22 protein-coding genes are annotated in these 22977 nt (G+C 69.9%); 12 read left to right on the top strand and 10 right to left on the bottom strand.

Translation table 11 applies throughout. The features are described 5' to 3' along the window. Positions 1–41: 41 nt before the first annotated feature. The 6 genes from GHC57_RS00245 to GHC57_RS00220 form a co-directional block, all read right to left on the bottom strand. Entirely contained in the window at positions 42–275 is a 234-nt protein-coding gene (locus GHC57_RS00245; protein ID WP_153339924.1) for a BolA family protein, read from the bottom strand. A gap of 335 nt (positions 276–610) precedes the next feature. Next, positions 611–1423: an ABC transporter ATP-binding protein gene (locus GHC57_RS00240; protein WP_153339922.1), complete on the bottom strand. Its 813-nt coding sequence runs from the start codon at positions 1421–1423 to the stop codon at positions 611–613. 271 nt (positions 1424–1694) lie between these two features. Then, positions 1695–2471 (bottom strand): MlaE family ABC transporter permease, encoded by a 777-nt coding sequence (locus tag GHC57_RS00235; protein ID WP_425500622.1) that lies wholly within the window; start codon positions 2469–2471, stop codon positions 1695–1697. Continuing rightward, positions 2465–3592 (bottom strand): alanine racemase, encoded by a 1128-nt coding sequence (gene alr, locus GHC57_RS00230; protein WP_153340270.1) that lies wholly within the window; start codon positions 3590–3592, stop codon positions 2465–2467. The genes GHC57_RS00235 and alr overlap by 7 nt, the downstream gene beginning before the upstream one ends. 119 nt (positions 3593–3711) lie before the next feature. Next, positions 3712–4524 (bottom strand): sterol desaturase family protein, encoded by an 813-nt coding sequence (locus GHC57_RS00225; protein ID WP_153339920.1) that lies wholly within the window; start codon positions 4522–4524, stop codon positions 3712–3714. An 85-nt stretch (positions 4525–4609) separates the two neighbouring features. Next, entirely contained in the window at positions 4610–5320 is a 711-nt protein-coding gene (locus tag GHC57_RS00220) for an orotate phosphoribosyltransferase (protein ID WP_153339918.1), read from the bottom strand. A 136-nt stretch (positions 5321–5456) separates the two neighbouring features. On the opposite strand from GHC57_RS00220, the gene GHC57_RS00215 reads away from it, so the two are divergent. The 5 genes from GHC57_RS00215 (at position 5457) to GHC57_RS00195 (ending at position 10806) form a co-directional block, all read left to right on the top strand. Further along, entirely contained in the window at positions 5457–6242 is a 786-nt protein-coding gene (locus GHC57_RS00215) for an enoyl-CoA hydratase/isomerase family protein (protein ID WP_153339916.1), read from the top strand. Positions 6243–6384: 142 nt separating this feature from the next. Beyond that, complete coding sequence (locus GHC57_RS00210; protein ID WP_153339915.1) at positions 6385–7605, top strand: BtaA family protein; 1221 nt, start codon at positions 6385–6387, stop codon at positions 7603–7605. Positions 7606–7630: 25 nt separating this feature from the next. Beyond that, positions 7631–8281, top strand: a complete 651-nt coding sequence (locus tag GHC57_RS00205) for a class I SAM-dependent methyltransferase (RefSeq protein ID WP_153339913.1) — start codon at positions 7631–7633, stop codon at positions 8279–8281. Positions 8282–8449: 168 nt separating this feature from the next. Next, positions 8450–9352: a phosphoserine phosphatase SerB gene (gene serB, locus GHC57_RS00200; protein ID WP_153340268.1), complete on the top strand. Its 903-nt coding sequence runs from the start codon at positions 8450–8452 to the stop codon at positions 9350–9352. Further along, complete coding sequence (locus GHC57_RS00195) at positions 9349–10806, top strand: FAD-binding oxidoreductase (RefSeq protein WP_153339911.1); 1458 nt, start codon at positions 9349–9351, stop codon at positions 10804–10806. Before serB ends, GHC57_RS00195 begins: the two co-directional genes overlap by 4 nt. A gap of 113 nt (positions 10807–10919) precedes the next feature. Here GHC57_RS00195 and GHC57_RS00190 read toward each other — a convergent pair whose 3' ends face one another. Both GHC57_RS00190 and GHC57_RS00185 read right to left on the bottom strand, forming a co-directional pair. Further along, complete coding sequence (locus GHC57_RS00190) at positions 10920–11285, bottom strand: response regulator (protein WP_153339909.1); 366 nt, start codon at positions 11283–11285, stop codon at positions 10920–10922. A gap of 152 nt (positions 11286–11437) precedes the next feature. Continuing rightward, complete coding sequence (locus GHC57_RS00185; RefSeq protein ID WP_153339907.1) at positions 11438–11857, bottom strand: DUF423 domain-containing protein; 420 nt, start codon at positions 11855–11857, stop codon at positions 11438–11440. A gap of 157 nt (positions 11858–12014) precedes the next feature. Here GHC57_RS00185 and GHC57_RS00180 point away from each other — a divergent pair, with 157 nt between their 5' ends. Next, positions 12015–12623, top strand: a complete 609-nt coding sequence (locus GHC57_RS00180; RefSeq protein WP_153339905.1) for an LOG family protein — start codon at positions 12015–12017, stop codon at positions 12621–12623. A gap of 163 nt (positions 12624–12786) precedes the next feature. Here the strand turns inward: GHC57_RS00180 and GHC57_RS00175 are convergent, their stop codons facing one another. Next, on the bottom strand, positions 12787–12993 hold the full coding sequence (locus GHC57_RS00175) for a YgaP family membrane protein (protein WP_153339903.1): 207 nt from the start codon (positions 12991–12993) through the stop codon (positions 12787–12789). 39 nt (positions 12994–13032) lie between these two features. Further along, entirely contained in the window at positions 13033–13356 is a 324-nt protein-coding gene (locus GHC57_RS00170) for an ArsR/SmtB family transcription factor (RefSeq protein WP_153340266.1), read from the bottom strand. A gap of 104 nt (positions 13357–13460) precedes the next feature. Here GHC57_RS00170 and GHC57_RS00165 point away from each other — a divergent pair, with 104 nt between their 5' ends. From GHC57_RS00165 to GHC57_RS00140, 6 genes are all read left to right on the top strand, one after another. Beyond that, the gene (locus GHC57_RS00165; protein ID WP_246152028.1) at positions 13461–14558 is read left to right on the top strand and encodes an efflux RND transporter periplasmic adaptor subunit; all 1098 of its coding nucleotides are present in this window, start codon (positions 13461–13463) and stop codon (positions 14556–14558) included. Continuing rightward, a complete protein-coding gene (locus GHC57_RS00160) occupies positions 14558–17857 on the top strand; it encodes an efflux RND transporter permease subunit (RefSeq protein ID WP_153339901.1) in 3300 nt (1099 codons plus the stop codon). Before GHC57_RS00165 ends, GHC57_RS00160 begins: the two co-directional genes overlap by 1 nt. Positions 17858–17943: 86 nt before the next feature. Then, a complete protein-coding gene (locus tag GHC57_RS00155; RefSeq protein WP_153339899.1) occupies positions 17944–18492 on the top strand; it encodes a hypothetical protein in 549 nt (182 codons plus the stop codon). Between the two features lie 80 nt (positions 18493–18572). Beyond that, positions 18573–19940 carry an amidase gene (locus tag GHC57_RS00150; protein WP_153339897.1) on the top strand — a complete coding sequence of 456 codons (1368 nt, stop codon included), beginning with the start codon at positions 18573–18575 and terminating at the stop codon, positions 19938–19940. Positions 19941–20059: 119 nt separating this feature from the next. Beyond that, positions 20060–20917: a fumarylacetoacetate hydrolase family protein gene (locus GHC57_RS00145; protein WP_153339895.1), complete on the top strand. Its 858-nt coding sequence runs from the start codon at positions 20060–20062 to the stop codon at positions 20915–20917. A 193-nt stretch (positions 20918–21110) separates the two neighbouring features. After that, positions 21111–22742, top strand: coding sequence for an electron transfer flavoprotein-ubiquinone oxidoreductase (locus GHC57_RS00140; RefSeq protein ID WP_153339893.1), 1632 nt, complete (start codon positions 21111–21113; stop codon positions 22740–22742). The last annotated feature ends 235 nt before the right edge of the window (positions 22743–22977 follow it).

Raw genomic sequence — 22977 nt, 5'->3', positions numbered from 1 at the left:
AGGGGCAGCCAGCATCGGAAGGCAGACAGACCGGCGCGGGGTTACTCCGGCGCCTTGGTCTGCAGCGCCAGGGCGTGCAGTTCGCCGCCCATCTTCCCCTTCAGGGCGGCGTAGACCATCTGGTGCTGCTGGACCCGGGTTTTGCCCCGGAACGCCTCGGAGACGATGTTGGCGGCGTAGTGGTCGCCGTCGCCCTGGAAGTCGTCGATGTCCACGCGGGCATCGGGGAAGGCGTCCAGGATCATGCTCTTCAGGGTACCGGCGTCCATGGCCATGGCGGGCGTGTCTCCTGTGGTGGAAGGGATGGGATCGTTGGTCTTACCCTAGCCGATCCGGCCCCGCGCCTGCCAGTGTTCGTGCGAGGGGGGAGGGCGACGGGCTCAGGTTAACGGGATCGCTCTTCCAGGTCTTTGCAGGGGGTCGGAGACCTGCGCTCGAGGTCCTTCAGCCGCTTCGCGGCTTCAGGATGACATCCTATAATTTTAGGGTGTCATCCCGAGTGAGCGAAGCGAGACGAGGGATCTCGAGAGGCCTGCTCAGGCGGCGCGGAACAGGCCGTCATGTCAACCTGAACCCGTTGCCCTGGAGACAAGGGAGGAGGGCGGACCCTCTAGTCGGCCTCGGCCTCCTGGGTGATGGGGCCGTCGGCGCGGCCGTGCACGAACTGGTCCACATGGGCGTTGCCGCTGTCGAACACGTCCTTGGCGGCGCCGACCCAGATCAGTTTGCCCTTGTAGAGCATGGCGATGCGGTCGCCGATCTTGGTGGCGCTGGCCATGTCGTGGGTGATGGACAGCGCGGTGGCGCCCAATTCCTTGGTGGTCGCGACGATCAGGTCGTTGATGACATCGGCCATGATGGGGTCGAGGCCGGTGGTGGGCTCGTCGAAGAACACGATGTCGGGCTGGGCGGCGATGGCGCGGGCGAGGCCGACGCGCTTCTGCATGCCGCCCGACATCTCAGACGGAAACAAATCCGCGACCCGATCGGGAAGACCGACCTCGTCAAGACAGGCCATGGCGCGGGCGCGGGCGTCCTCGCGTTTGCCCCGGCGTCCCTGGATCAGGCCGAAGGCCACGTTCTCCCAGACCGGCAGGCTGTCGAACAGCGCGGCCCCCTGGAACAGCATGCCGATGTGCGCGTTGACGCGGTCGCGGGCGCGGCCGGACAGGCCCACGGTCTCCTCGCCGTCGATCTCGATGGAGCCTTCGTCGGGGCGCAGCAGGCCGAGCACGCATTTCAGCAGCACCGACTTGCCGGTGCCCGAACCACCGATCACGACCAGCGATTCCCCGGCGGTGATGTCCAGGTCGATGCCATCCAGCACCACGTTGGCGCCGAACCGCTTGCGCACGCCGCGCAGGCGGATCTTGGGCGGGGCGTTGGTCTCTCCGGTGGTCTTTGGGGCGGTGGGTCCGGTCATGGGCCAGTCCGTTGGGTCAAGACATCGGCACGCCGCGGGGATCAGGACGAACCGAACCGGCGCCGCGTGAACGGCGGGTCTACACTTATCCGGCGCGACCGCGCCGGCGATCTCCATATCACCAGCGGATGAGCGGGGCTCATCCGCTTTTCGGGACCAGCCCTCTCCCCCACCCGGCCACCCATAGGATACTGGCGTTGGGTGGCCGGGTGGGGGAGAGGGCTGGCCAGGGACTCCAACGGCCCTCGTCAGAGGCCGTTGGTTTCAAACGCTACTGCGCGAAGAACAGCTCGGTGATGACGTAGTTCAGGATCAGGATCAGGATGGACGCGCTCACCACCGCGTTGGTGGTCGCGGCCCCCACGCCCTGGGCGCCGCCCTTGGAGTAGTAGCCGTGGTAGCAGCCCATCAGGGCGATAACGAAGCCGAACACCGCCGCCTTCACCAGGCCGGAGACCACGTCGATCACCTCCAGGAACTCGGCGGTGCGGGCGATGTAGGTGGCCGGGTTGAAGCCCAGCTTGGTGGTGCCGATCAGGTAGCCGCCGAACACGCCGATGACGTCGCCCACCAGCACCAGCAGCGGCAGCATGGTGACGCCCGCGATCAGGCGCGGGGCGACCAGATACTTGAACGGGTTGGTGGACAGCGTGCTGAGGGCGTCGATCTGTTCGGTCACGCGCATGGTGCCGATCTCGGCGGCCATGGCCGCGCCGATGCGGCCGGCAACCATCAGGCCGGCCAGCACCGGCCCCAGCTCGCGGGTGATGGAGATGACCACGACGGTGGCCACCGCGCCCTCGGCCGAGAAGCGGGCGAAGCCGGTGTGGCTTTGCAGCGCCAGAACCATGCCCGAAAAGATCGTGGTCAGTCCCACCACCGGCAGCGAGTAATAGCCGATCTCGACCATCTGCCGCCCGATCAGGCGCGGATAGAACGGCGGGCGCACCATGTGGCCCACGGCACGGCCGGTAAAGATGGAGAGCCGCCCCACCTGGATCAAAAAGGTCAGGAACACGCGCCCGACGATGGCCAGAACATTCACGATCCGCTGTCCTTTCCATCCCCTCGGTCCGGACCGCGCCGGGCCCGATCCACATGCCGCCGGGCATAGCGCGGCCCGAGCGTGGTCAGGATCTCATAGCCGATGGTGCCGGCGCGCCGGGCCAGATCATCGACGGGATTGTGCGGCCCGATGAGGTCGATCAGATCCCCGGCCCGCACCATCCGGTCGGCGGGCAGCCCGCTGACGTCGAAAGTGACCAAGTCCATGGAGACCCGCCCGACCATCGGCACCGGCGTCTCCCCCACGTAGCCGACCGCGCTGTTGCTGGCCGACCGGGGAAAGCCGTCGGCATAGCCGATCCCGACGGTTGCGATGAGAGAGCGGCACGCCACCCGATGCGATGCACCATATCCAACGCTTCCGGGAGCGTCAACGCAGCGCACCTGCAGGACCCGGCCCTGCAGCCGGATGACGTCGGCCATCGGGTTGGGCCGGCCGGGCGTCGGGTTTGACCCGTACAGCGCCACGCCGGGGCGGGCGAGGTCGTGGTACGCCTCGGGACCCAGGAACACGCCCGCCGAGTTGGCGAGGCTGCCCGGCACCCCCGGGAAGGCCGCCCGCGCGGCCCGGAACGCCTCGATCTGGCGCGGGGTGAGCGGGTGCCCCGGTTCGTCGGCGCAGGCGAAATGGCTCATGACCAGCACCGGGCGGAGACCCGGCGGCACGCCGCCGTCCGCCGCCAGCGCGGCCACCTCGCCCGGGGTCAGGCCCAGGCGGGCCATGCCCGTGTCCACGTGGATCGCCGCCGGCAGGGCGCGGTCCCGGGCGCGGGCCAGATCCGCCCACGCGGCGATCTGCTCCGGGCTGTTGAGCACCGGGATCAGGCCCGCCGCCGCGAAGGCCGCCGCCGTGCCGGGGGCCGGTCCCGACAGCACGAACAGCCGCGCATCCCGGGGCAGGGTGGGACGCAGCCGCAGGCCCTCGTCCAGTTGCGCCACGAAGAACGTCCGGCAGCCGGCCCGGCTCAGCGCCCGCGCCACCGTGACCGCGCCCAGCCCGTAGCCGTTGGCCTTCACCACGCCGGCGCATTCGGTGCCCGGCGACAGGGCGTCGCGCAGGCGGCGCCAGTTCCCGGTCAGGGCATCCAGGTCGATGGTCAACAGCCCGCCGGCGGCGGGGTGGTCGGCGGCGGCGAAGCCAGGGACGGCGGCAGGGACGGCGGCAGGGGCGGACACGGACGGGTTCTCCCAAGGGGGGCGGCACGGCGGACGCGCCTACCTCATCACCGCCGGGCGGTCCCCCGCAAGGGCTGGATCAGCAGCCGGTCCAGCCACAGGTCGCGCGGGGTGCGGAACAGGTCGAGACCGATGGTCATACCGTCGTGCCCGTCGCGGGGCCGGGCGGTGTAGGTGCCGAACAGGCGGTCCCACCAGGACAGGGCGAACCCGTAGTTACTGTCCGTCTCGGCGCGGTGAATCGAGTGGTGGACCCGGTGCATGTCCGGCGTGACCACCACCCGGCGCAGCCAGCGTTCCGCCGCCGGGGGCAGCGAGACGTTGCCGTGATTGAACAGGGCGGCGCCGTTCAGCATCACCTCGAACAGGAGCACCGCCACCGCCGGCGCGCCCAGCGCCACCACCACGACCACTTTCAGCAGCATGGACAGCACGATTTCGACCGGGTGGAATCGCAGCGCGGTGGTCACGTCGAAGTCCAGGTCAGCGTGGTGCACCCGATGCAGCCGCCACAGGAGGGGAACCTTATGAAAGGCCACGTGCTGGGCATAGATCACCAGATCGAGCAGAAGGATCGCCAGCGGCACGGCCACCCAGCCCGGCACGTCCAGCAGGGTCAGCAGGCCCCAGCCCCGCGCCTGGGCCTGCAGCGCCGCCTCCACCGCAAGGATCGGCAGCAGCAGGCGCAGCGCAAGCGTGTCGATCACCACCAGCGACAGGTTGTTGGGCCAGCGCACGGCCCGATGCGTCATCAGCGGCCGGCGCGGGGCCAGCGCCTCCCACAACGCCATGGCGCCGAACAGGCCGAGAAACACGGCCAGCCGGACGGGGGTTTCGAGCGCGAGTAGGGTGTCTTCCATGGGACGGGTCCGGGCTTCAGGGCGCAATGCACGTCTGGTCTACGCGTCCGATTGCGGCCCGGCTCATCGGCCGCCCGGCCGTCGCCTATTCGCTTCGGCCGCCGTGGCGCGCGGACCAGCCGATGGGGTCGTGCAGGAAGTCGCGCACCCCCTGGATGGCGGCCTCGGGGAAGGCGCGGCGGGCCTCCGCCTCTTCCAGCACGTCCCACCAGGTGCACAGGAAGTGCAGCGAGACGTCCGCCTCTTCCAGTGTCTTCAGCGCACCCGGGAACACCCCATAGAAGAAGACGACGAACGCGTGCGACACCTGCGCCCCGGCCTCGCGCAGCGCCGTGCAGAACGCCAGCTTGGAGCCGCCGTCGGTGGCCAGATCCTCGACCAGCAGCACGCGCGCGCCCTCCGGGAAGGTGCCCTCGATCTGGGCCATGCGGCCGAAGCCCTTGGGCTTCTTGCGCACGTACAGCATGGGCAGGTCGAAGGCGTCGGCCAGCCACGCGCCGTAGGGAATGCCGGCCGTCTCGCCGCCGGCGACGGCGTCGAACGCCTCGAAGCCCGCGTCCCGTTGCAACTGGTCCGTGGCCAGCGCGATGATCCGCCGCCGCGCCCGGGGGAACGAGATCAGGCGGCGGCAGTCGATGTAGACCGGGCTCGCCCAGCCCGCCGTCAGGGTGTACGGCTCTTCCGGCCGGAAGTTGACGGCGCCGGTCTCCAGCAGGATCTGCGCGACCAGCCGCCCCGCGTCCTTGTAGCGGGCCTGACGGTCGTCGGGATGGGCGGGGGCGGGGACGGGGGTCATGTCTTGGGCTCCGATGGGGGCGGCGGGGATTTCTCCGTCGATCCGGCCCTGTTTACCGGCTATAAGGGCGCCACCGCAATCGCCCCGTGGGTCCCCGCCCGGAGACCCGCGCCAGACAACCGCAGGGACCCCGTTCATGTCCGACGACGCCATCCTGACCCGCCGGGACGACTCCGGCCATGTCGCCACCGTGACCCTGAACAAGCCCGACAAGCTGAATGCGCTCGACCTGCCCATGTGGCAGGGCCTGGCCGAGGCGTTCGAGGCCCTGGCCGAGGACGAAAGCCTGCGCTGCGTGGTGCTGGAGGGCGCGGGCAAGGCCTTCGCGGCGGGCGCCGACATCGGCGAGTTCGATACCGTGCGGGCGACGCCCGAGCAGGCCAAGACCTATGACCTGATGCTGCGCCGCGCGCTCAAGGCGGTGCGGGAGTGCCCGGCGCCGGTGGTGGCCCGCATCGACGGCGCCTGCGTCGGCGGCGGCCTGGAGCTGGCGTGCATGGCCGACCTGCGGGTGGCCACCACGCGGTCCAAGTTCGGGGTGCCGATCGCGCGCATCTCCGTCGTCATGGCGTATCCCGAGATCGAGGCCATCCAGCGCCTGATCGGACCCGCGCGCATGAACGAGATCCTGCTGGAAGGCAAGATCCTGGATGCCGCCTGGGCGTTGCAGGCCGGTCTGGTCAACTACGCCGTGGAGCCCGAGGCCCTGGACGAGACCATGGCCGGGGTGGTGGAGCGCATCGGGCTGGGCGCGCCGCTGGTGGCGCGCTGGCACAAGCGCTTCGTGCGCCGGCTGGTGACCCCGCACCCGGTCTCGCAGAGCGAGCTTGACGAGTGCTACGACTTCCTCACCACCAAGGACTATGAAGAGGGCGTCAACGCCTTCAAGGGAAAGAGAAAACCGGCGTTTTCGGCGCGCTGACCCGCGTGCCCGCATCGGTGTCGAATCTGGTTTCGTCGCCGGTCGAAAGACAGTAGGATGCGCCGCCTTTCGCCCCGCCCCCTCTCAAGGGCGGGGATGCCGCCGTTTCGTGCCCTCCAGCTCCGTGTGGAATCCAGACGCCATGAAGAAGAACGCCCTGCTCAACGCCGCTGTCCACAACAGCCGCGCGATTTCCAGGCAAGGGGCGCTGGAGCGGCTGTTCACGCTGATGTTCCGCGGCTTCGTCTACCCGCAGATCTGGGAGGACCCGGAGGTCGATCTGGATGCGCTGGACCTGACCCCGGACAAGCGGATCGTGACGATCGCGTCCGGCGGGTGCAACGTGCTGAACTACCTGACGGAAGGGCCGGCGCGGATCGACGCCGTCGACCTGAATCCGGCCCACGTGGCGCTGAGCCGTCTGAAGCAGGCCGCGCTGACGCACTTCCCGGATCACGAGACGTATTTCCGGTTCTTCGGCCACGCCGACGAACGCGGCAACCGCCGGGCCTTCGCCAAGTATCTGCTGCCGCACCTGGACGAACATACGCGCAAATACTGGACGGCCTGGACCCCGCTGCACGGGCGGCGCATCAACTACTTCACCAAGAACATCTACAAGTTCGGGCTGCTCGGCCGCTTCATCGGCTCGGTGCATGCCGTCGCCCGCGTCCACGGCACGAACCCGCGCGTCCTGCTGGCCGTGCGCACGCCGGAAGAACAGCGGGCGATGTTCGATGCGACCATTTCGCCGTTGTTCGAGAAGAAGCTGGTGCGGGCCCTGTGCGGCATGCCGGTCACCCTGTACGGCCTGGGCATTCCGCCGGCGCAGTTCCAGGCGCTGATGGCCTCGTCCAACGGCGACATCGCCAAGCTGTTGCGGGATCGCCTGGAGCGGCTGGCCTGTGACTATCCCATCGAGGAAAACTACTTCGCGTGGCAGGCCTTCGGTCGGGGGTACGACCGCCATTACCGCAAGGCGGTGCCCCGGTATCTGCGCCGGGAAAACTACGAAACGCTTCGTGACCTGTCCGACCGGGTGACCATCCATCACGCCTCCATGACCGACTGGCTGGCCGAGCAGCCGGCGGAAAGCCTGGACGGCTATGTGCTGCTGGATGCCCAGGACTGGATGAACGAGCGCCAACTCAATGCTCTCTGGGCGCAGATCGTGCGCACCGCCAAGCCCGGCGCCCGCGTCATCTTCCGCACCGCCGGCGACGACAGTCCGCTGAACCACAAGCTGACGCCGGACCTGCTGGAGGTCTGGGATCACGACGTGGAGGACTGCAAGGCTCGGTCGCAGAAAGACCGGGCGTCCATCTACGGCGGCTTCCACCTGTACATCCGCCGCGCGGCGTGATCCCGGACGAAAGCGAGCCGACCCCATGGACGCCCGCGACCTGATGGACCGGATCTACCGGCAGCAGCGGCACATTTACGACCTGACCCGGAAATACTTCCTGCTGGGCCGGGACCGCCTGATCCGCGATCTCGGCGCGGCGGACGGCGAGACGGTGTGCGAGGTTGGCTGCGGCACCGCCCGCAATCTGGTGAAGATGGCGAAGGCCTGGCCGCGCGCGCGCCTGATGGGGCTGGACGCCAGCGCCGCCATGCTGGAGACCGCGCGCGGCAAGCTGGACCGCGCGGGCCTGGGCGAGCGGGTGCCGCTGGCCCATGCCCTGGCCCAGGACTTCGATCCGCAGGCGCTGTTCGGGCTGGACCGGCCGCTGGATCACGTCGTGTTCTCCTACAGCCTGTCCATGATTCCGCCGTGGCGCGACTCGGTGGATCATGCGCTTGGGCTGGTCCGCCCGGGCGGCCGCATCCACATCGTCGATTTCGGCGATCAGGCCGGGCTGCCGGGCTGGTTCCGCGCCGTGCTGTACTGGTGGCTCGGCCTGTTCCATGTGCACTATCGCCCGGAACTGGTGGCCTACCTGCGCGAAATCCACGCCGAGGGCCGCGCCCACGTGGCGATCACGCCGCTGTACCGCGGGTACGCGTTCTCCGCGGTGCTGACGCGGGCCGACTCTTGACTCCACCCCCCGCGTTGCCATCCGGGGGCGATCCGCGCTAAAGGACGACGCCTCACCCGCGTCCCCTGCCTCTGCCGGAGCCGCTCCTTCATGGATACCCCGACCCCGCCGCCCAGCGCGTCCCGCGCCGCGTCCTCTCATGACGACCCCTCGCCCGGTGCGCAGGGGCTGGACGGCGTGCTGACCCTGGTCGCCGCGCCCGGGTCCGGCGCGCTGGACGCGCCCCGCGTCGAGGCCGTGCGGTCCGCGCTGGACCGCCTGGGCGCCGAGGAAGACCGTCCGCGCTGGCTGGCCAAGGGCGAGGCCTGCGATCTCGCCTTCGCCGGGCTTGCCCCGGAGCAGGCCGAGGGCGCGGCCCGCATGGCGCTGGGCGATCGGCCGGTGGACATCGTGGCCCAGCCGATGGCGGACCGCCGCAAGGCCCTGCTGATCGCGGACATGGACTCCACCATCGTCACCTCGGAGACGCTGGACGATCTGGCCGCCCACGTCGGCCTGCGCGACGCCATCGCGGCCATCACCGCCCGCGCCATGAACGGCGAGATCGACTTCGCCGAGGCCCTGCGCGAGCGCGTCGGCATGCTCGTGGGCCTGACCGAGGGCGCCTTCGCCGACACCTGGGCCGAAACCCGCCTGACCCCGGGCGCGCGAACGCTGGTCGCGACCATGAAGGCGTCCGGCGCGCGCTGCCTGCTGGTCTCGGGCGGGTTCCGGTATTTCACCGAACGGGTGATGGACCTGTGCGGCTTCGATGCCCAGGTCTCCAATGATGTCGAGATCGAGGACGGTCGCCTGACCGGCCGCGTCATGGAGCCGGTGCGCGACCGCCGCACCAAGCTGGACACGCTGATGCGGGAGGCCGGACGCCTCGGCCTGCCCATGTCCCGCACCCTGGCCGTGGGCGACGGCGCCAACGACCTGCCCATGCTGCTGGCCGCCGGCCTGGGGGTGGCGTTCCGGCCCCGCCCCGCCGTCGCGGCCGAGGCTCGCGCGGTGGTTCGCCACGGCGACCTGTCCGCGCTTCTGTACGCCCAGGGCTATGCCCGGGACGAGTTCAGGGAGACCCCATGACCGACTCCGCTGCCGCCGCCACGACCACGCCCACGCCCACCGACCCGCTGCTGGCCCGCTTCGTCGAGATTGTCGGCCCCGGGGCCGTGCTGACCACGGCCGAGGACATGGCCGCGCACATGGTGGAGCCGCGCGGTCTATTCCACGGCAAGGCCCGCGCGGTGGTCAAGCCGGCCACCACGGAGGAGGCCGCGGCCGTCGTCGCCGCCTGCCATCAGGCCGGCGTGCCGATGGTGCCGCAGGGTGGCAATACGGGCCTGGTGGGCGGCAACGTGCCGTTCGATCACGGCGGCGAGGTCGTGATCTCGACCGTTCGCATGACCCGCATCCGGGCGCTGGATCCGGTCAACCTGACCGCCACGGTCGAGGCCGGGGTGGTGCTGGCCGACCTGCAGGCCGCCGCCGAGGACGCGGACTGCCTGTTCCCGGTCAGCCTCGCCGCCGAGGGCTCGTGCCAGATCGGCGGCAACATCGCCGCCAACGCCGGCGGCACCGGCGTGCTGCGCTACGGCAACATGCGCGAGCAGGTGCTGGGCCTGGAGGTGGTGCTGCCCGACGGCCGCATCTGGAACGGCCTGCGCCGGCTGGGCAAGGACAACGCGGGCTATGCCCTGCGTCACCTGTTCGTGGGGTCCGAGGGTACGCTCGGCCTCGTGACGGCCGCGACCCTGAAGCTGTACCCCAAGCCAGTGGCGACCGCGACGGCGTTCTGTGGCGTGTCCGACCTGGAGACCGTCACCGCCCTGCTGCGGCACGCCCGCGCGTGGTCCGGCGACGGGGTGACGGCGTTCGAGTTCATGCCCCGCTTCGGGATCGAGATCACCTGCCGCCACATGCCCGGCTGTTCGGACCCGCTGGAGTCGCCCTGGCCCTGGTATGTTCTCATCGAGCTGTCCAGCGCCCGGCCGGACTCCGCCGCCAGTGTGCGCGAGGACCTGGAAGGGCTGCTGGGCGAGGCTCTCGAACAGGGCCTGATCGGCGACGCCGTGCTGGCCGAAAGCCTGGACCAGCGCGACGCGCTGTGGCGGCTGCGCGAATCCATGAGCGAGGCCCAGGGCTTCGAGGGCGGCTCGATCAAGCACGATGTCTCGTTGCCGGTCTCCGACATCCCGGCGTTCATCGCCCGCGCCAACCGGGCGGTGACCGCGGCCATGCCGGGCCTGCGGCCGTGCCCCTTCGGGCACCTGGGCGACGGCAACGTGCACTACAACCTGACCCAGCCCGAGGGCATGGACAAGGCGGAGTACCTGGCGCAGTGGGACGCGATGAACCGCATCGTCCACGACATCGTGGTGGAGATGGAGGGCTCCATCGCCGCCGAACACGGCGTCGGGCGCATCAAGGTGGGCGAGCTGGAACGCCTGAAGGCGCCGGTGGAACTGGAGATGATGCGCGCGGTCAAGCGGGCCATCGATCCCGACGGCCTGTTCAATCCGGGCAAGGTGGTGGTGTGACGCAAAACGCGGGTCCGCCGGGGGACGCGCCCCCTGGCGGTGGGGTGCGGGCCAGCCTGTCATACTGACGCAAATCGTCGTCGCGATCCGTACCGGATCGCTCGGGATTTGCTTTAGTTCAGGAACTTGCTGACCGTCTGCAGGAAGTTGGCCACCGAGATCGGCTTGGCGATATAGCCCTCGCAGCCGCCCTCGCGGATCTTTTCTTCGTCGCCCTTCATGGCGAAGGCGGTGACCGCGACCACCGGAATGGCCTTCAGGTCCTCGTCTTCCTTCAGCATCTTGGTGATCTCCAGGCCGGAGATCTCGGGAAGCTGGATGTCCATCAGGATCAGGTCGGGCTTGTGGTCCCGGGCGATCCCCATCACCTCGCGTCCGTCGGATGTCTGCAGCGTGGTGTATCCGTGCGCCTGGAGCAGATCGTTGAACAGCTTCATGTTCAGCTCGTTGTCTTCAACGATCAGAATGGTCTTCGACATGCTGTGCCTGCCTGCCAACGCCTGTTCGGTGTGAGGTCGAACGCGGGGGTGCGAGTCACGCTCAACGGGCGTGGCCCTTCTTCAACCCGATGTTTGTACCCGGATTCCTCGCGGAATCCAACAGCGCACGGGTGGGAATCCGCGCGGGGCCGTCATGAGCCCTTTGCGTCCCTGCCCGGCGCGGAGGGCAGGCGCAGGCCGGCCACCGCCAGCAGGCCCCAGCCGACCATGAAGGCGGTGCCGCCGAAGGGCGCCACCATGCCCAGCGGCGCGCCCGCCAGCGCGATGCCGTAGAGCGCGCCGCAGAACAGCAGCACCCCGATCAGGAACGCCACGCCCGCGCGGCCGGCCCAGCGGGCGGCGCGGCTGTCCGGCCCCGCGATCAGCGCGAGCAGGCCGCAGAGCACCAGGGCGATGGCGTGGACGGCCTGATAGTGCGCGGCCGTCTTGACCAGCTCCACGGCCCGGGTGTCGCCGGCGGCCTCCAGACCGTGGGCGGCGAACGCCCCCAGGGCGACGGCCAGCAGGCCGAGCAGGGCGCCGATCACGATCCAGGGGCGGGGGTGAGCCATGGCGGGTCTCCGGACGGTGGCAGGAACGGCCCCACCATGCGCCGTCGCGTCCGGTCAGGCCAGAGCGGATCGCCCGAGCGGTGCCTCTTTCCATGCCCGGGGGCGATGCTCTACAACAGGGCATCTCCGGGTCTTCCCCTTTTTCTGCAGGATCATCATGGCCGAGCTGACCTCCCTGTGCGTGTTCTGTGGCGCACGTTCCGGCGCCAACCCCGATCTCGTCACTGCCGCGCGCGCGCTGGGCACGGCCATCGGCGCCAGCGGCCGCACCCTGGTGTTCGGCGGCGGCCGGGTGGGGCTGATGGGCGAGCTGGCCCGCGCCACCCAGGAGGCCGGGGGCCACGTGGCGGGCTTCATCCCCGAGCACCTGGAGCGCATCGAGGTGGCGGACAAGGCCCTGCCGGAGTTGCACATCGTGCCCGACATGCACACCCGCAAGCTGGGCATGTTCGAGCGCGCCGATGCCTTCTGTGTGCTGCCGGGGGGGCTGGGCACGCTGGACGAGACCTTCGAGATCATGACCTGGCGGCAGCTCGGCCTGCACGACAAGCCCATCGCGTTGCTGAATATCGGCGGGTACTGGGATCCGCTGCTGGCGCTGGTGGACCGCATCATCGCCGACGGTTTCGCCGGCGAGTCGAGCCGCCGGCTGTTCACCGTCGTGGACACGACGGACGCCGTGCTGCCCACCCTGGCCGCCGAACTGGCGGGGCGCGCCGAAGGCAACGGGGTGCCGCCCGAACGCGGCGCCCGCGCGCTGGGATAGGCCGGGTCGGGCCGATCTATCCGCCCGTTTCATCGACCGCCCGGGCGGGTGTGTCGGTATAGGGCGGGGTCGCGCCAAAGGCGCAACCCGCCATCCAGCGGCCCCCCGGCGGGATCGCCGCTGTCGCAGGCGAAACCCGCCGCGAAGCGGGTTGTGTCTCCCCCTACCCGAACGCCACGCCGGGCTTGACGCCCATCTTCTTCAGGATCATCGCCAGCGGGCAAACGCCCGTGAACGCGGCCTGCAGCATGTTGGCGCCGACGAAGGCGGTCAGCCACAGCACCCAGGTGTAGGGCGTGAACAGCGCCACCAGCGCGGTGACCAGCACCACGGTGCCGGCAAAGGCGAGCACGATCTTGTCGATGGACATGGCGGGAACCTCCTTGGTGTGGTTTGCGTTCCGGACCCGCTATCGGGGCCGGGGCGGCGCGGGCTCCGGAACCGGACAGTACAGCCGCGCCAGGGTTTCAATGATCGCCATGACTTCATCGCTGGCGATCCGGTAGTGGATGTGCTGCCCCACCCGCCGGGTCGCAACCAGGTGGTCCCGCCGCAGCCGGGCGAGATGCTGGGACAGGGCCGACTGGCTCAGGCCCACGCGCGCTTCCAGATCGCCCACCGTGTGTTCCCCGCCCGCCAGGGCACAGAGGATCAGCAGGCGGCGGTCATTGCCGAGCGCCTTCAGGACAGCGGCGGCGCGCGCGCTGTGCGCGTGCAGTCGATCCACGTGCATAATCATGTTGCATATATTAGCGCACACTAATATAAAGTCAACGCGTTTGTTCCGGGGGCCGTGCGATCCACCCGCCCGCCCCCGCCCGCCAAGGGAGAGACCCCATGCCCCTGCCCCGTCCTGGACGCGCCACCGTCCCGCGCCTGCTGCTGGCCCCGATTCTGGCCCTGATGGTCGCCGCCGTGGCGTCCGCCGGCCCCGCGTCCGCCGAGCCGCTGACCGTCCGGCCGCAGACCATCGCCGACCGCAAGGCCGTCTTCGCCACGGTCGAGAGCGTGGACGTGCTGGCGGCCCGCGCGCGGCTCAGCGGCACGGTGCGGGACCTGACGGTGGACGAGGGCGATGCGGTCACCAACGGCCAGCGCCTCGCCCTGGTGGTGGACGAGAAGCTGGCCCCGCAGATGCAGGCGCTGGAGTCCCAGCTCAACGCCCAGCAGGCGACCGTGGATCAGGCCCGCACCGATCTGCGCCGGGCGCGGGAGTTGCGCTCCCAGGGCGCCGCCCCGCAAAGCCGCCTGGATTCCGCCCGCACGGCGCTGGAGGTGGCGGAACGCCAGCTCGACTCCCTGCGCTCGGAAATGGACGTGCTGCGCCAGCAGGTCAGCGAAGGCGAAGTGCTGGCCCCGGCGGCCGGGCGCGTGCTGGAGGTGATGATCTCCGACGGCAGCGTGGTCCTGCCCGGCGAGCCCATCGCCCGCGTGGCCACGGAACGGTTCATCCTGCGCCTGCGCCTGCCCGAGCGGCACGCCCGCTTCATCGAGACCGGCGATTCGGTTCGGGTCGGGCCGCGCGGCCTGGGTCTGGAGACCGGCGACGTCTCGGCCGACGACTGGCGCACGGGCACCATCGTCAAGGTCTACCCGGAACTTCGGAACGGCCGCGTCATCGCCGACGTGCGCGTGGACGACCTGGGCGGCTATTTCGTCGGCGAGCGCGCCCTTGTGGACATCGTGACCGGCCAGCGCACCGCCTATGTGGTGCCGCCGGACTATGTGAGCACGCGCTTCGGCGTGACCAGCGTGTGCCTGGAGGGCCGGCGCGTGGTCATCGTGCAGACCGGCGCGCGGGTGCCCGGCGGGATCGAGGTGTTGTCGGGCCTGCGCCCCGGTGACGTGCTGATGCCGGTGCAGTGCGGCGCCATCGCGGGCGGGGCCGAGTCCGACGCCGACGCCGACGCCGACGCCGGGGAGGGTCACTCCTGATGAAACTCGGCGTCTCCGGTCATCTCACCAAGGCCTTCATCCGCTCCCCGCTGACCCCCCTTCTGCTGCTGGCCGCCATCGTCGTGGGCGTGCTCGCCCTGGTCATGGTGCCGCGCGAGGAGGAACCCCAGATCTCCGTGCCCATGGTGGACATCATGGTCCAGGCCAACGGCCTGAAGGCCGTGGACGCCGCCGAGATGGTCACCAAGCCGCTGGAAGACATCGTCAAGGGCATCGACGGCGTCGATCACGTCTACAGCCAGACCGTGGACGACGGCGTGACGGTCACGGCGCGCTTCAACGTGGGCACGGACGAGGACGTGGCCATGCTGCGCGTCCACGAGACCATCCGCGCCAACATGAGCCGCATCCCGCTGGGCATTCCGGAACCGCTGATCGTCGGGCGCGGCATCAACGACGTACCCATTGTGGTGCTGACCCTCTCGCCCGAGGCCGACGTCGCCGACCGCTGGACGGACGCCGGCCTGCACGCCGTGGCCGAGGAACTGCTGGTCGAACTCATCAAGGTCGAGGACGTGGGCCTGACCTTCATCGTCGGCGGCCGCACCGACCAGATCCGCGTCGAGCCCGACCCGGAGCGGCTGTCCATGTACGGCCTGACGCTGAACCGGCTGGTGGAGAAGCTGGAGAACGCCAACCGCTCGATCCGGCTGGGCCGCCTGCGCGAGGCGGGGGACAGCGTGCCCGTGGTGGCCGGCCAGACGCTGCAGGGGGTGGCCGACATCGGCGACCTGCTGCTGACCACGCGCGACGGCCGGCCGGTCTACGTCAAGGACGTGGCCGACGTGATCGTGGGCACCGAGCCGGTGGATCACCGTGTGTGGCAGGTGGAGCCGGCCACGGACCCCGCCGCCGATCAGGACACCATCCGCGCCACCCCGGCGGTCTCCGTGGCGCTCGCCAAGCGCAAGGGGGCCAACGCCGTGGTCGTCGCCGACTCCATCCTGGAGCGGCTGGCGGACATGAGGGGCCGCGTGGTGCCGGACGGGATCGAGGTCGCCGTCACCCGGAACTACGGCGAAACCGCGCTGGAAAAGTCCAACGAGTTGCTGTCGCACCTGGGCATGGCGACGATCACCATCGTGGCGCTCATCACGCTCGCCATCGGCTGGCGCGCCGGCATGGTGGTGGCGGTGGTGATCCCGACCACCATCCTGCTCACCCTCTTTTCGGCCTGGATGATGGGCTACACCATCAACCGGGTGAGCCTGTTCGCGCTGATCTTCTCCATCGGCATCCTGGTGGACGACGCCATCGTGATCGTCGAGAACATGGCCCGGCACTGGGCCATGAAGGACGGCCGCTCGATCATGCGCAAGGCGATCGAGGGCGTGGCCGAGGTCGGCAACCCCACCATCATCGCCACCCTGACCATCATCGCGGCGCTGCTGCCGATGATGTTCGTCTCGGGCCTGATGGGGCCGTACATGAGCCCGATCCCGGCCAATGCCTCGGCGGCGATGGTGTTCTCGTTCTTCGTCGCGGTCATGCTGACGCCCTGGCTGCTGGTCAAGATCGCCGGGCGCGGCACCGCGCGGCGCATGGGCGTGCCCTATGCCGCCCCGGGCGATCCGGGCGAGCCCGAGGCGGACCCGGGCGAGGGGCCGGGCGGCGACGGGACCCCTCGGGACCCGACCGAGGGCGAGGCCGAGGGCCGGCTGGGGCGGCTCTACCGCCGCGTGGCCGCCCCGGTGCTGAAGACCCGGGCGCGGGCGTGGATGTTCCTCATCGGTGTGGGGATCGCCACCATCGTGGCCTGTGTGCCGTTCTACACCCAGCACGTCACCGTCAAGCTGCTGCCGTTCGACAACAAGAGCGAACTGCAGGTCGTCCTGACCCTGCCCCAGGACGCCCCGCTGGAGCAGACCGAGCGCACCCTGATGGACGCCGCCCGTCGCCTCGCGGACCTGCCGGAGCTGGTCTCCATGCAACTGCACGCGGGCACGGCGGCGCCGTTCAACTTCAACGGCCTGGTGCGGCATTCCTATCTGCGGAACGACCCCTACATGGGCGATCTGCAACTGAACCTGACCGCCAAGCACCACCGGGAGCGGGCCAGCCACGCTATCGCCCTGGAGGTGCGGGAGCGCCTCGCGGACATGGACCTGCCCGAGGGCACCGCCCTGTCGGTGGTCGAGGTGCCGCCCGGCCCACCCGTGCTCGCCACCCTGCTGGCCGAGATCTACGGCCCGGACGCCGAGACCCGCCGCGCCGTGGCCGAGGAGATCAAGGGCATCTTCCGCGACGTGGACTTCATCGTGGATGTGGACGATTCCTGGGGCGACCCGGCGGAGCGCCTGCGCTTCGCGCTCGACCAGCAGGCGCTGGAGTATCACGGCGTCGAGGAGGAAGCCGTCTTCGATACCCTCTCCGCCCTGCTGGGCGGGGTCAGCGTGGGCTACTCCCACCGGGGCCATGGCGTGGACCCGGTCGAGATCGCCGTGCGTCTGCCCAAGGCGCGCCTGAGCCCGGGCGAATACCTGCTCTCCACCCCCGTGCCCGGCGCCGACGGCATCGTGGAGCTGGGCGACGTGGTGCGGGTGACGCGCGAGCCCGCGTCGCACACGCTGTTCCGCCGCGACGGCCATTTCGCCGAGATGGTGCAGGCCGAACTGGCCGGCCGTTTCGAGGCCCCCATCTACGGCATGCTGGAGGTGCAGGACCGCATCGACGCCCACGACTGGGACGGCCTGGGCCTGCCCAAGCCGGCGATCAGCCTCTATGGCCAGCCGGAGACGTCGGCGACCCCCACCGTGCTGTGGGACGGCGAGTGGGAAATCACCTACGTCACCTTCCGCGACATGGGCGCGGCCTTCGGGGTCGCGATCCTGGGGATTTACCTGCTGGTGGTGGCGCAGTTCGGCTCGTTCAAGGCGCCGCTGGTGATCCTGACCCCGGTCCCGCTGACCCTGATCGGCATCGTATTCGGGCACTGGCTGTTCAGTGCGCCGTTCACCGCCACGTCCATGATCGGCTTCATCGCCCTGGCCGGCATCATCGTGCGCAACTCCATCCTGCTGGTGGACTTCATCAAGCACCGCCAGCCGACGGCCTCGTCCCTGCGCGAGGCGCTGCTGGACGCCGGGGCGATCCGCTTCACGCCCATCCTGCTGACGGCGGTCTCGGCCATCATCGGCGCGGCGTTCATCCTGACCGACCCGATCTTCCAGGGGCTGGCGCTTTCGCTGTGCTTCGGGCTGGCTTCGTCCACCGCGCTCACCCTGCTGGTGATCCCGGCGATCTATGTGGCGCTGCGGGACGACGGCAAGCCGGCGTGACCCTTCCCGGTTCCGGCTCGCCGGTCGATGCGGTATCGTACCCCTTCGTCACGCGACCGCATCGACCGGCAGGGGGGGACCGTCACATGGCCGCAAGCAAGATCTACTGGTGTGCCCGCGATCTGGCGGGCTCGCCCTGGGGCAACCACCATTTCATCCTGGTCGTCCAGGGCGAACCCAAGATCACGTCCACCATGGGCGTGACCTGGCAGAAATACGCCGGCACCGAGTTCATGACCATCGCCGCCTTCGCCATCAAGAAGGGCGGCACCAACCGGCTGATGCTGGGCTACAACGAGAAATCGGACGTGCACGCGGTCAAGGAGGTCCTGAACCCGGCGATCACCAAGAAGCAGTGGTCCGACTTCGACCTGGAGCGGCACGCGGTGGCGCCACCCAACGGCAAGACCAAGGACGCCTTCGTCAAGGACATCATCGTCAAGGCCGAACTGTTCAAGAAAAACGAGGCCAAAAAGAACCTGCCCTACAGCCTGATCGACGAGAACTGCGCGGCCTGGGTCAACAGCCTGTTCAAGGCCTGCGGCGTGCCCAAGACCACCCGCATCAAGGCCGGCGAGTTCTCCGGCTTCGACTGGGGCGAGGAGGACGAGATCCCGGCCAGCTACTTCAAGTAGAGGTTTCTGCAGGCTTCCCAAACCCGCGCGGCCCGGTCTAGGGTTCCGCGTGACCTGAACCGGACGGGACCCGACCGCGCATGACCTTGGACGCGCCGACCCTGCGCCAGATGGCGCAGCGCCTGCAAAGCGGAAAGACCAGCAGCCGCGCGCTTGTTGAAGCCTGCCTGGAGCGGATCGCCGACCCCGCCGGAGAGGGCCAGCGGGTCTATGTGAAGTTGCACGCCGCCGCCGCCCGCGCCGCCGCAGACGCCCTGGACCAGTTGCGCGCGGCGGGGGCCCACCCGCATCCGCTGGCGGGTGTGCCGGTCTCCATCAAGGACCTGTTCGACGAGGTCGGGCAGACCACCCGCGCCGGCTCGAAGGTGCTGGCCGACGCGCCGCCGGCCGCCATGGACGCCCCCGCCGTCACCCGCCTGCGGGCCGCCGGACTGATCGTGCTGGGGCGCGCCAACATGACCGAGTTCGCCTTCTCCGGCGTCGGCCTGAATCCGCACTTCGGCACACCGCTGAACCCCTGGGACCGCGCCACGGGGCGCATTCCGGGCGGGTCCTCGTCCGGCGCGGCGGTCTCGGTGACCGACGGCATGGCCCACGGCGCCGTGGGCACGGACACCGGCGGGTCCTGCCGCATCCCGGCCGCCTTGTGCGGACTGGTCGGGTTCAAGCCGACCGCCAGCCGGGTGCCGCGCGACGGCGTGTTTCCGCTGTCCTTCAGCCTGGATTCGGTGGGGCCGCTGGGCCGCTCGGTGGACTGCTGCGCGACGCTGGACGCCATTCTGTCCGGCCACCCCATGGCGCCGCCGCTGCCGGAGATCGGCGCGGCCGGCCTGGACCTGGTGGTGCCCACCGACCTGGGGCTGGACGACCTGGACGAGACCGTGGCGGACACCTTCGCCCGCGCCCTCTCCCGCCTGTCCCAGGCCGGCGTGCGGATCACCGATCAGGCGGTGCCGGCCATCGCCGAGGTGCCGGCGCTGAACGCCAAGGGCGGACTGGCGGCGGCCGAGTCCTGGGCCATCCACCGCGCCCGGCTGGCCGATCGCGCGGCCGCCGACCGCTACGACCCCCGTGTACGGGTGCGCATCGAGCGCGGGGCGGAAATGGACGCCGCCGATCTGGTGGATGTGCAGCGCGGCCGCCTGGACCTGACGTCGCGGTTTCACGCGGCGCTGGCCCGCCACGACGCCTTCGTGTGGCCGACGGTGCCCACGGTGGCCCCGCCGGTGAGCGCCCTGCGCGCCGAGGCGGACTACGCCCGCATCAACATGGCCATGCTCCGGAACCCCTCGGTGGCCAACATCATGAACGCCTGCGCCATCTCCGTGCCCTGCCACCGTCCGGGCGAGCCCCCCGTCGGCCTGATGCTGATCGGCCCCCACGGCGGAGACCGCCGCCTGCTCACCGTCGCCAAGGCGGTCGAGGCCGTGGTGCGGGAGACCCCATAGGGCGGGGTCGTGCCACCGGCGCACCCCGCCGTGTGCGGTGCACGCGGTCGCGTCTTGGTGGCGCGGCGCACCCGGCGTATGCTTGATGCTGCACCGCCCGCACACAGGACCGAATCCCGATGAAACTCCTCCGCCATGGCCCCCGGGGTCAGGAAAAGCCCGGCCTGCTCGACGCCGACGGCCGCGTCCGTGATCTGTCCGCCCATGTGGACGACCTCGCCGGGGCCGTGCTGTCCGAGGCCGGGCTGGAGCGCCTGCGCGCGCTCGACCCCGCCGCCCTCCCCGTCGTGCCCGAGGGCACTCGCCTGGGTCCGCCCGTGGCCGGCGTGGGCAAGGTCATGGCCATCGGCCTGAACTACGCCGACCACGCGGCCGAAACCGGCGGCGAGGTCCCGCCCGAGCCGGTGCTGTTCATGAAGGCCACGAGCGCCATCAACGGCCCCAACGACCCGGTGGTGCTGCCGCGCGGCTCCGTCGCCACCGACTGGGAGGTGGAACTGGGCGTGGTCATCGGCACCCCCGCGAAATACGTGACGGAGGACGACGCCCTGACGCATGTCGCCGGCTACACCATCGTCAACGACGTCTCGGAGCGGCACTACCAAATCAAGCGCGCCGGCCAGTGGACCAAAGGCAAGAGCTGCGACACCTTCTGTCCGCTCGGGCCGTGGCTGGTCACCCGCGACGAGATCGCCGATCCGCAGGCGCTCGGCCTGTGGCTGGACGTCGACGAGCAACGCATGCAGACCGGCTCCACCGCCACCATGGTCTATGGGGTGGCGTTCCTGGTCTCGTACCTCAGCCAGTTGATGACCCTGCACCCGGGCGACGTGATCGCCACCGGCACACCCCCGGGCGTGGGCATGGGGCGCCGCCCTCGGGTCTACCTGCGCCCCGGCAATGAAATGCGGCTGGGCATCGACGGGCTGGGCGAGCAGCGCCAGACCGTGGAAGCGGACACCGCCGACGCGGGCTGATCGAGCGTGCCGCGAGGCCGGTCACACACCGGATTTTGTCGCCGGGCCCGTTCCCATGCTATAGGGTGCGGCATCAAGAGGCCGAACAGGTCGGTATCCGAACAGGATCGCCCGCGCCGGCGGGCGGGCACGAAAATTCGCCCGCTGGGGCGGGCACGGGAAATCGCCCGCGGGGCGGGCACGGGGAGATGTCATGGAACGCGAAGCGATGGAATTCGATGTGGTCATCGTGGGCGCCGGGCCGTCCGGCCTGTCCGCGGCGATCCGTCTGCGCACCCTGGCGGCCGAGCAGGGCCACGACCTCAGTGTCTGCGTGCTGGAAAAGGGCTCCGAGGTGGGCGCCCACATCCTGTCCGGCGCGGTCATCGAGACCCGCGCGCTCGACGAACTGATCCCGGACTGGCGCGACAAGGGCGCGCCCCTGGACCAGGCGGCGGGCAAGGACGAGTTCCTGTTCCTCACCAAGGGCGGCGGGTTCAAGCTGCCCACGCCGCCCCAGATGCACAACAAGGGCAACTACATCGTCAGCCTGGGCAACGTCTGCCGCTGGCTGGCCGAGCAGGCCGAGGCCCTGGGCGTCGAGGTCTACCCGGGCTTCGCGGCGGCCGAGGTGCTGTACCACGAGGACGGCTCGGTCAAGGGTGTCGCCACCGGCGCCATGGGGGTCGGCAAGGACGGCGAGCCCACCGCCCTGTTCGAGCCGGGCATGGAGCTGCACGCGCGCCAGACCATCTTCGCCGAGGGCTGCCGGGGCTCGCTGACCAAGGGCCTGATGGACCGCTTCAAGCTGCGCGAGGGCGTGCAGCCGCAGACCTACGGCATCGGCATCAAGGAACTGTGGGAGGTCGAACCCGCCGTGCACAAGCCCGGCCTGATCGTCCACACCATCGGCTGGCCGGTGCCGCGCGACGTCTACGGCGGCTCGTTCATGTACCACTTCGGCGACAACATGGTCGCTGTCGGGTTCGTGGTCGGCCTGGACTACACCAACCCCTATCTGAGCCCGTTCGACGAATTCCAGCAGTGGAAGACGCACCCCAAGGTGCGGACCTATTTCGAGAACGGCCGCCGCGTCTCCTACGGCGCGCGCGCCCTGGCCGAAGGCGGCTGGCAGTCCATCCCCAAGCTGACCTTCCCCGGCGGCGTGCTGGTGGGCGACACCGCCGGCTTCCTGAACGTGCCCAAGATCAAGGGCACCCATACCGCCATGAAGTCGGGCATGCTGGCCGCCGAGGCCGTGTTCGCCCACCTGAAGGCGGACACGGCGGGCGCCGTCACCGGCTACCGCGAGGCCCTGGATAAGTCCTGGATGGGCAAGGAGTTGAAGCAGGTCCGCAACATCCGCCCGTCGTTCAAGTGGGGCATGTGGGGCGGCCTGACCTATTCGGCGCTGGAGGCCTACGGCCTGCGCGGCTACGCGCCGTGGACGCTGGGCCACCACGAGGACCACACGGCGCTGAAGAAGGCATCGGAGTGCAAGCCCATCGACTATCCCAAGCCCGATGGCAAGATCAGCTTCGACCGGCTGTCCTCGGTCTACCTGTCGAACACGAACCACGAGGAAAACCAGCCCTGTCATCTGACGCTGAAGGATGACGCGGTGCCGAAGCGGGTGAACCTGCCGGAGTACGCCGGGCCCGAGGCGCGGTTCTGTCCGGCCGGGGTGTACGAGTTCGTGGACGACGCCGAGGCGGGCGGCCAGAAGCTGCAGATCAACTTCCAGAACTGCGTCCACTGCAAGACCTGCGACATCAAGGACCCCACCCAGAACATCAACTGGGTGGTGCCGCAGGGCGGGGACGGCCCCAACTATCCGAACATGTAGTCCCTGCGGCGGGTGAGTGTGACTCACCCGCCCGGGCGCCCCCCAGGCGCCCAAACTGGAAGAATGGCACCGAGAAGCGGTGCCAGGGCAGCACCGGCCCTCTCCCCCCCCCGCCCACCCAACGAAAGTATCCTATGGGGGGCCGGGTGGGGGAGAGGGCCGGCCACGGACTCCAACGGTCATCGTCAGATGCCGTTGGAATTGATCCGCAGGCAACGACGGTCCGGGAGCACTC

Origin of the sequence: Roseospira navarrensis (assembly GCF_009601025.1) — a bacterium.
Lineage (GTDB): Bacteria > Pseudomonadota > Alphaproteobacteria > Rhodospirillales > Rhodospirillaceae > Rhodospira > Rhodospira navarrensis.
The sequence above is the reverse complement of the archived record's forward strand: the minus strand, read 5'-3'. Positions and strand labels throughout refer to the sequence as shown.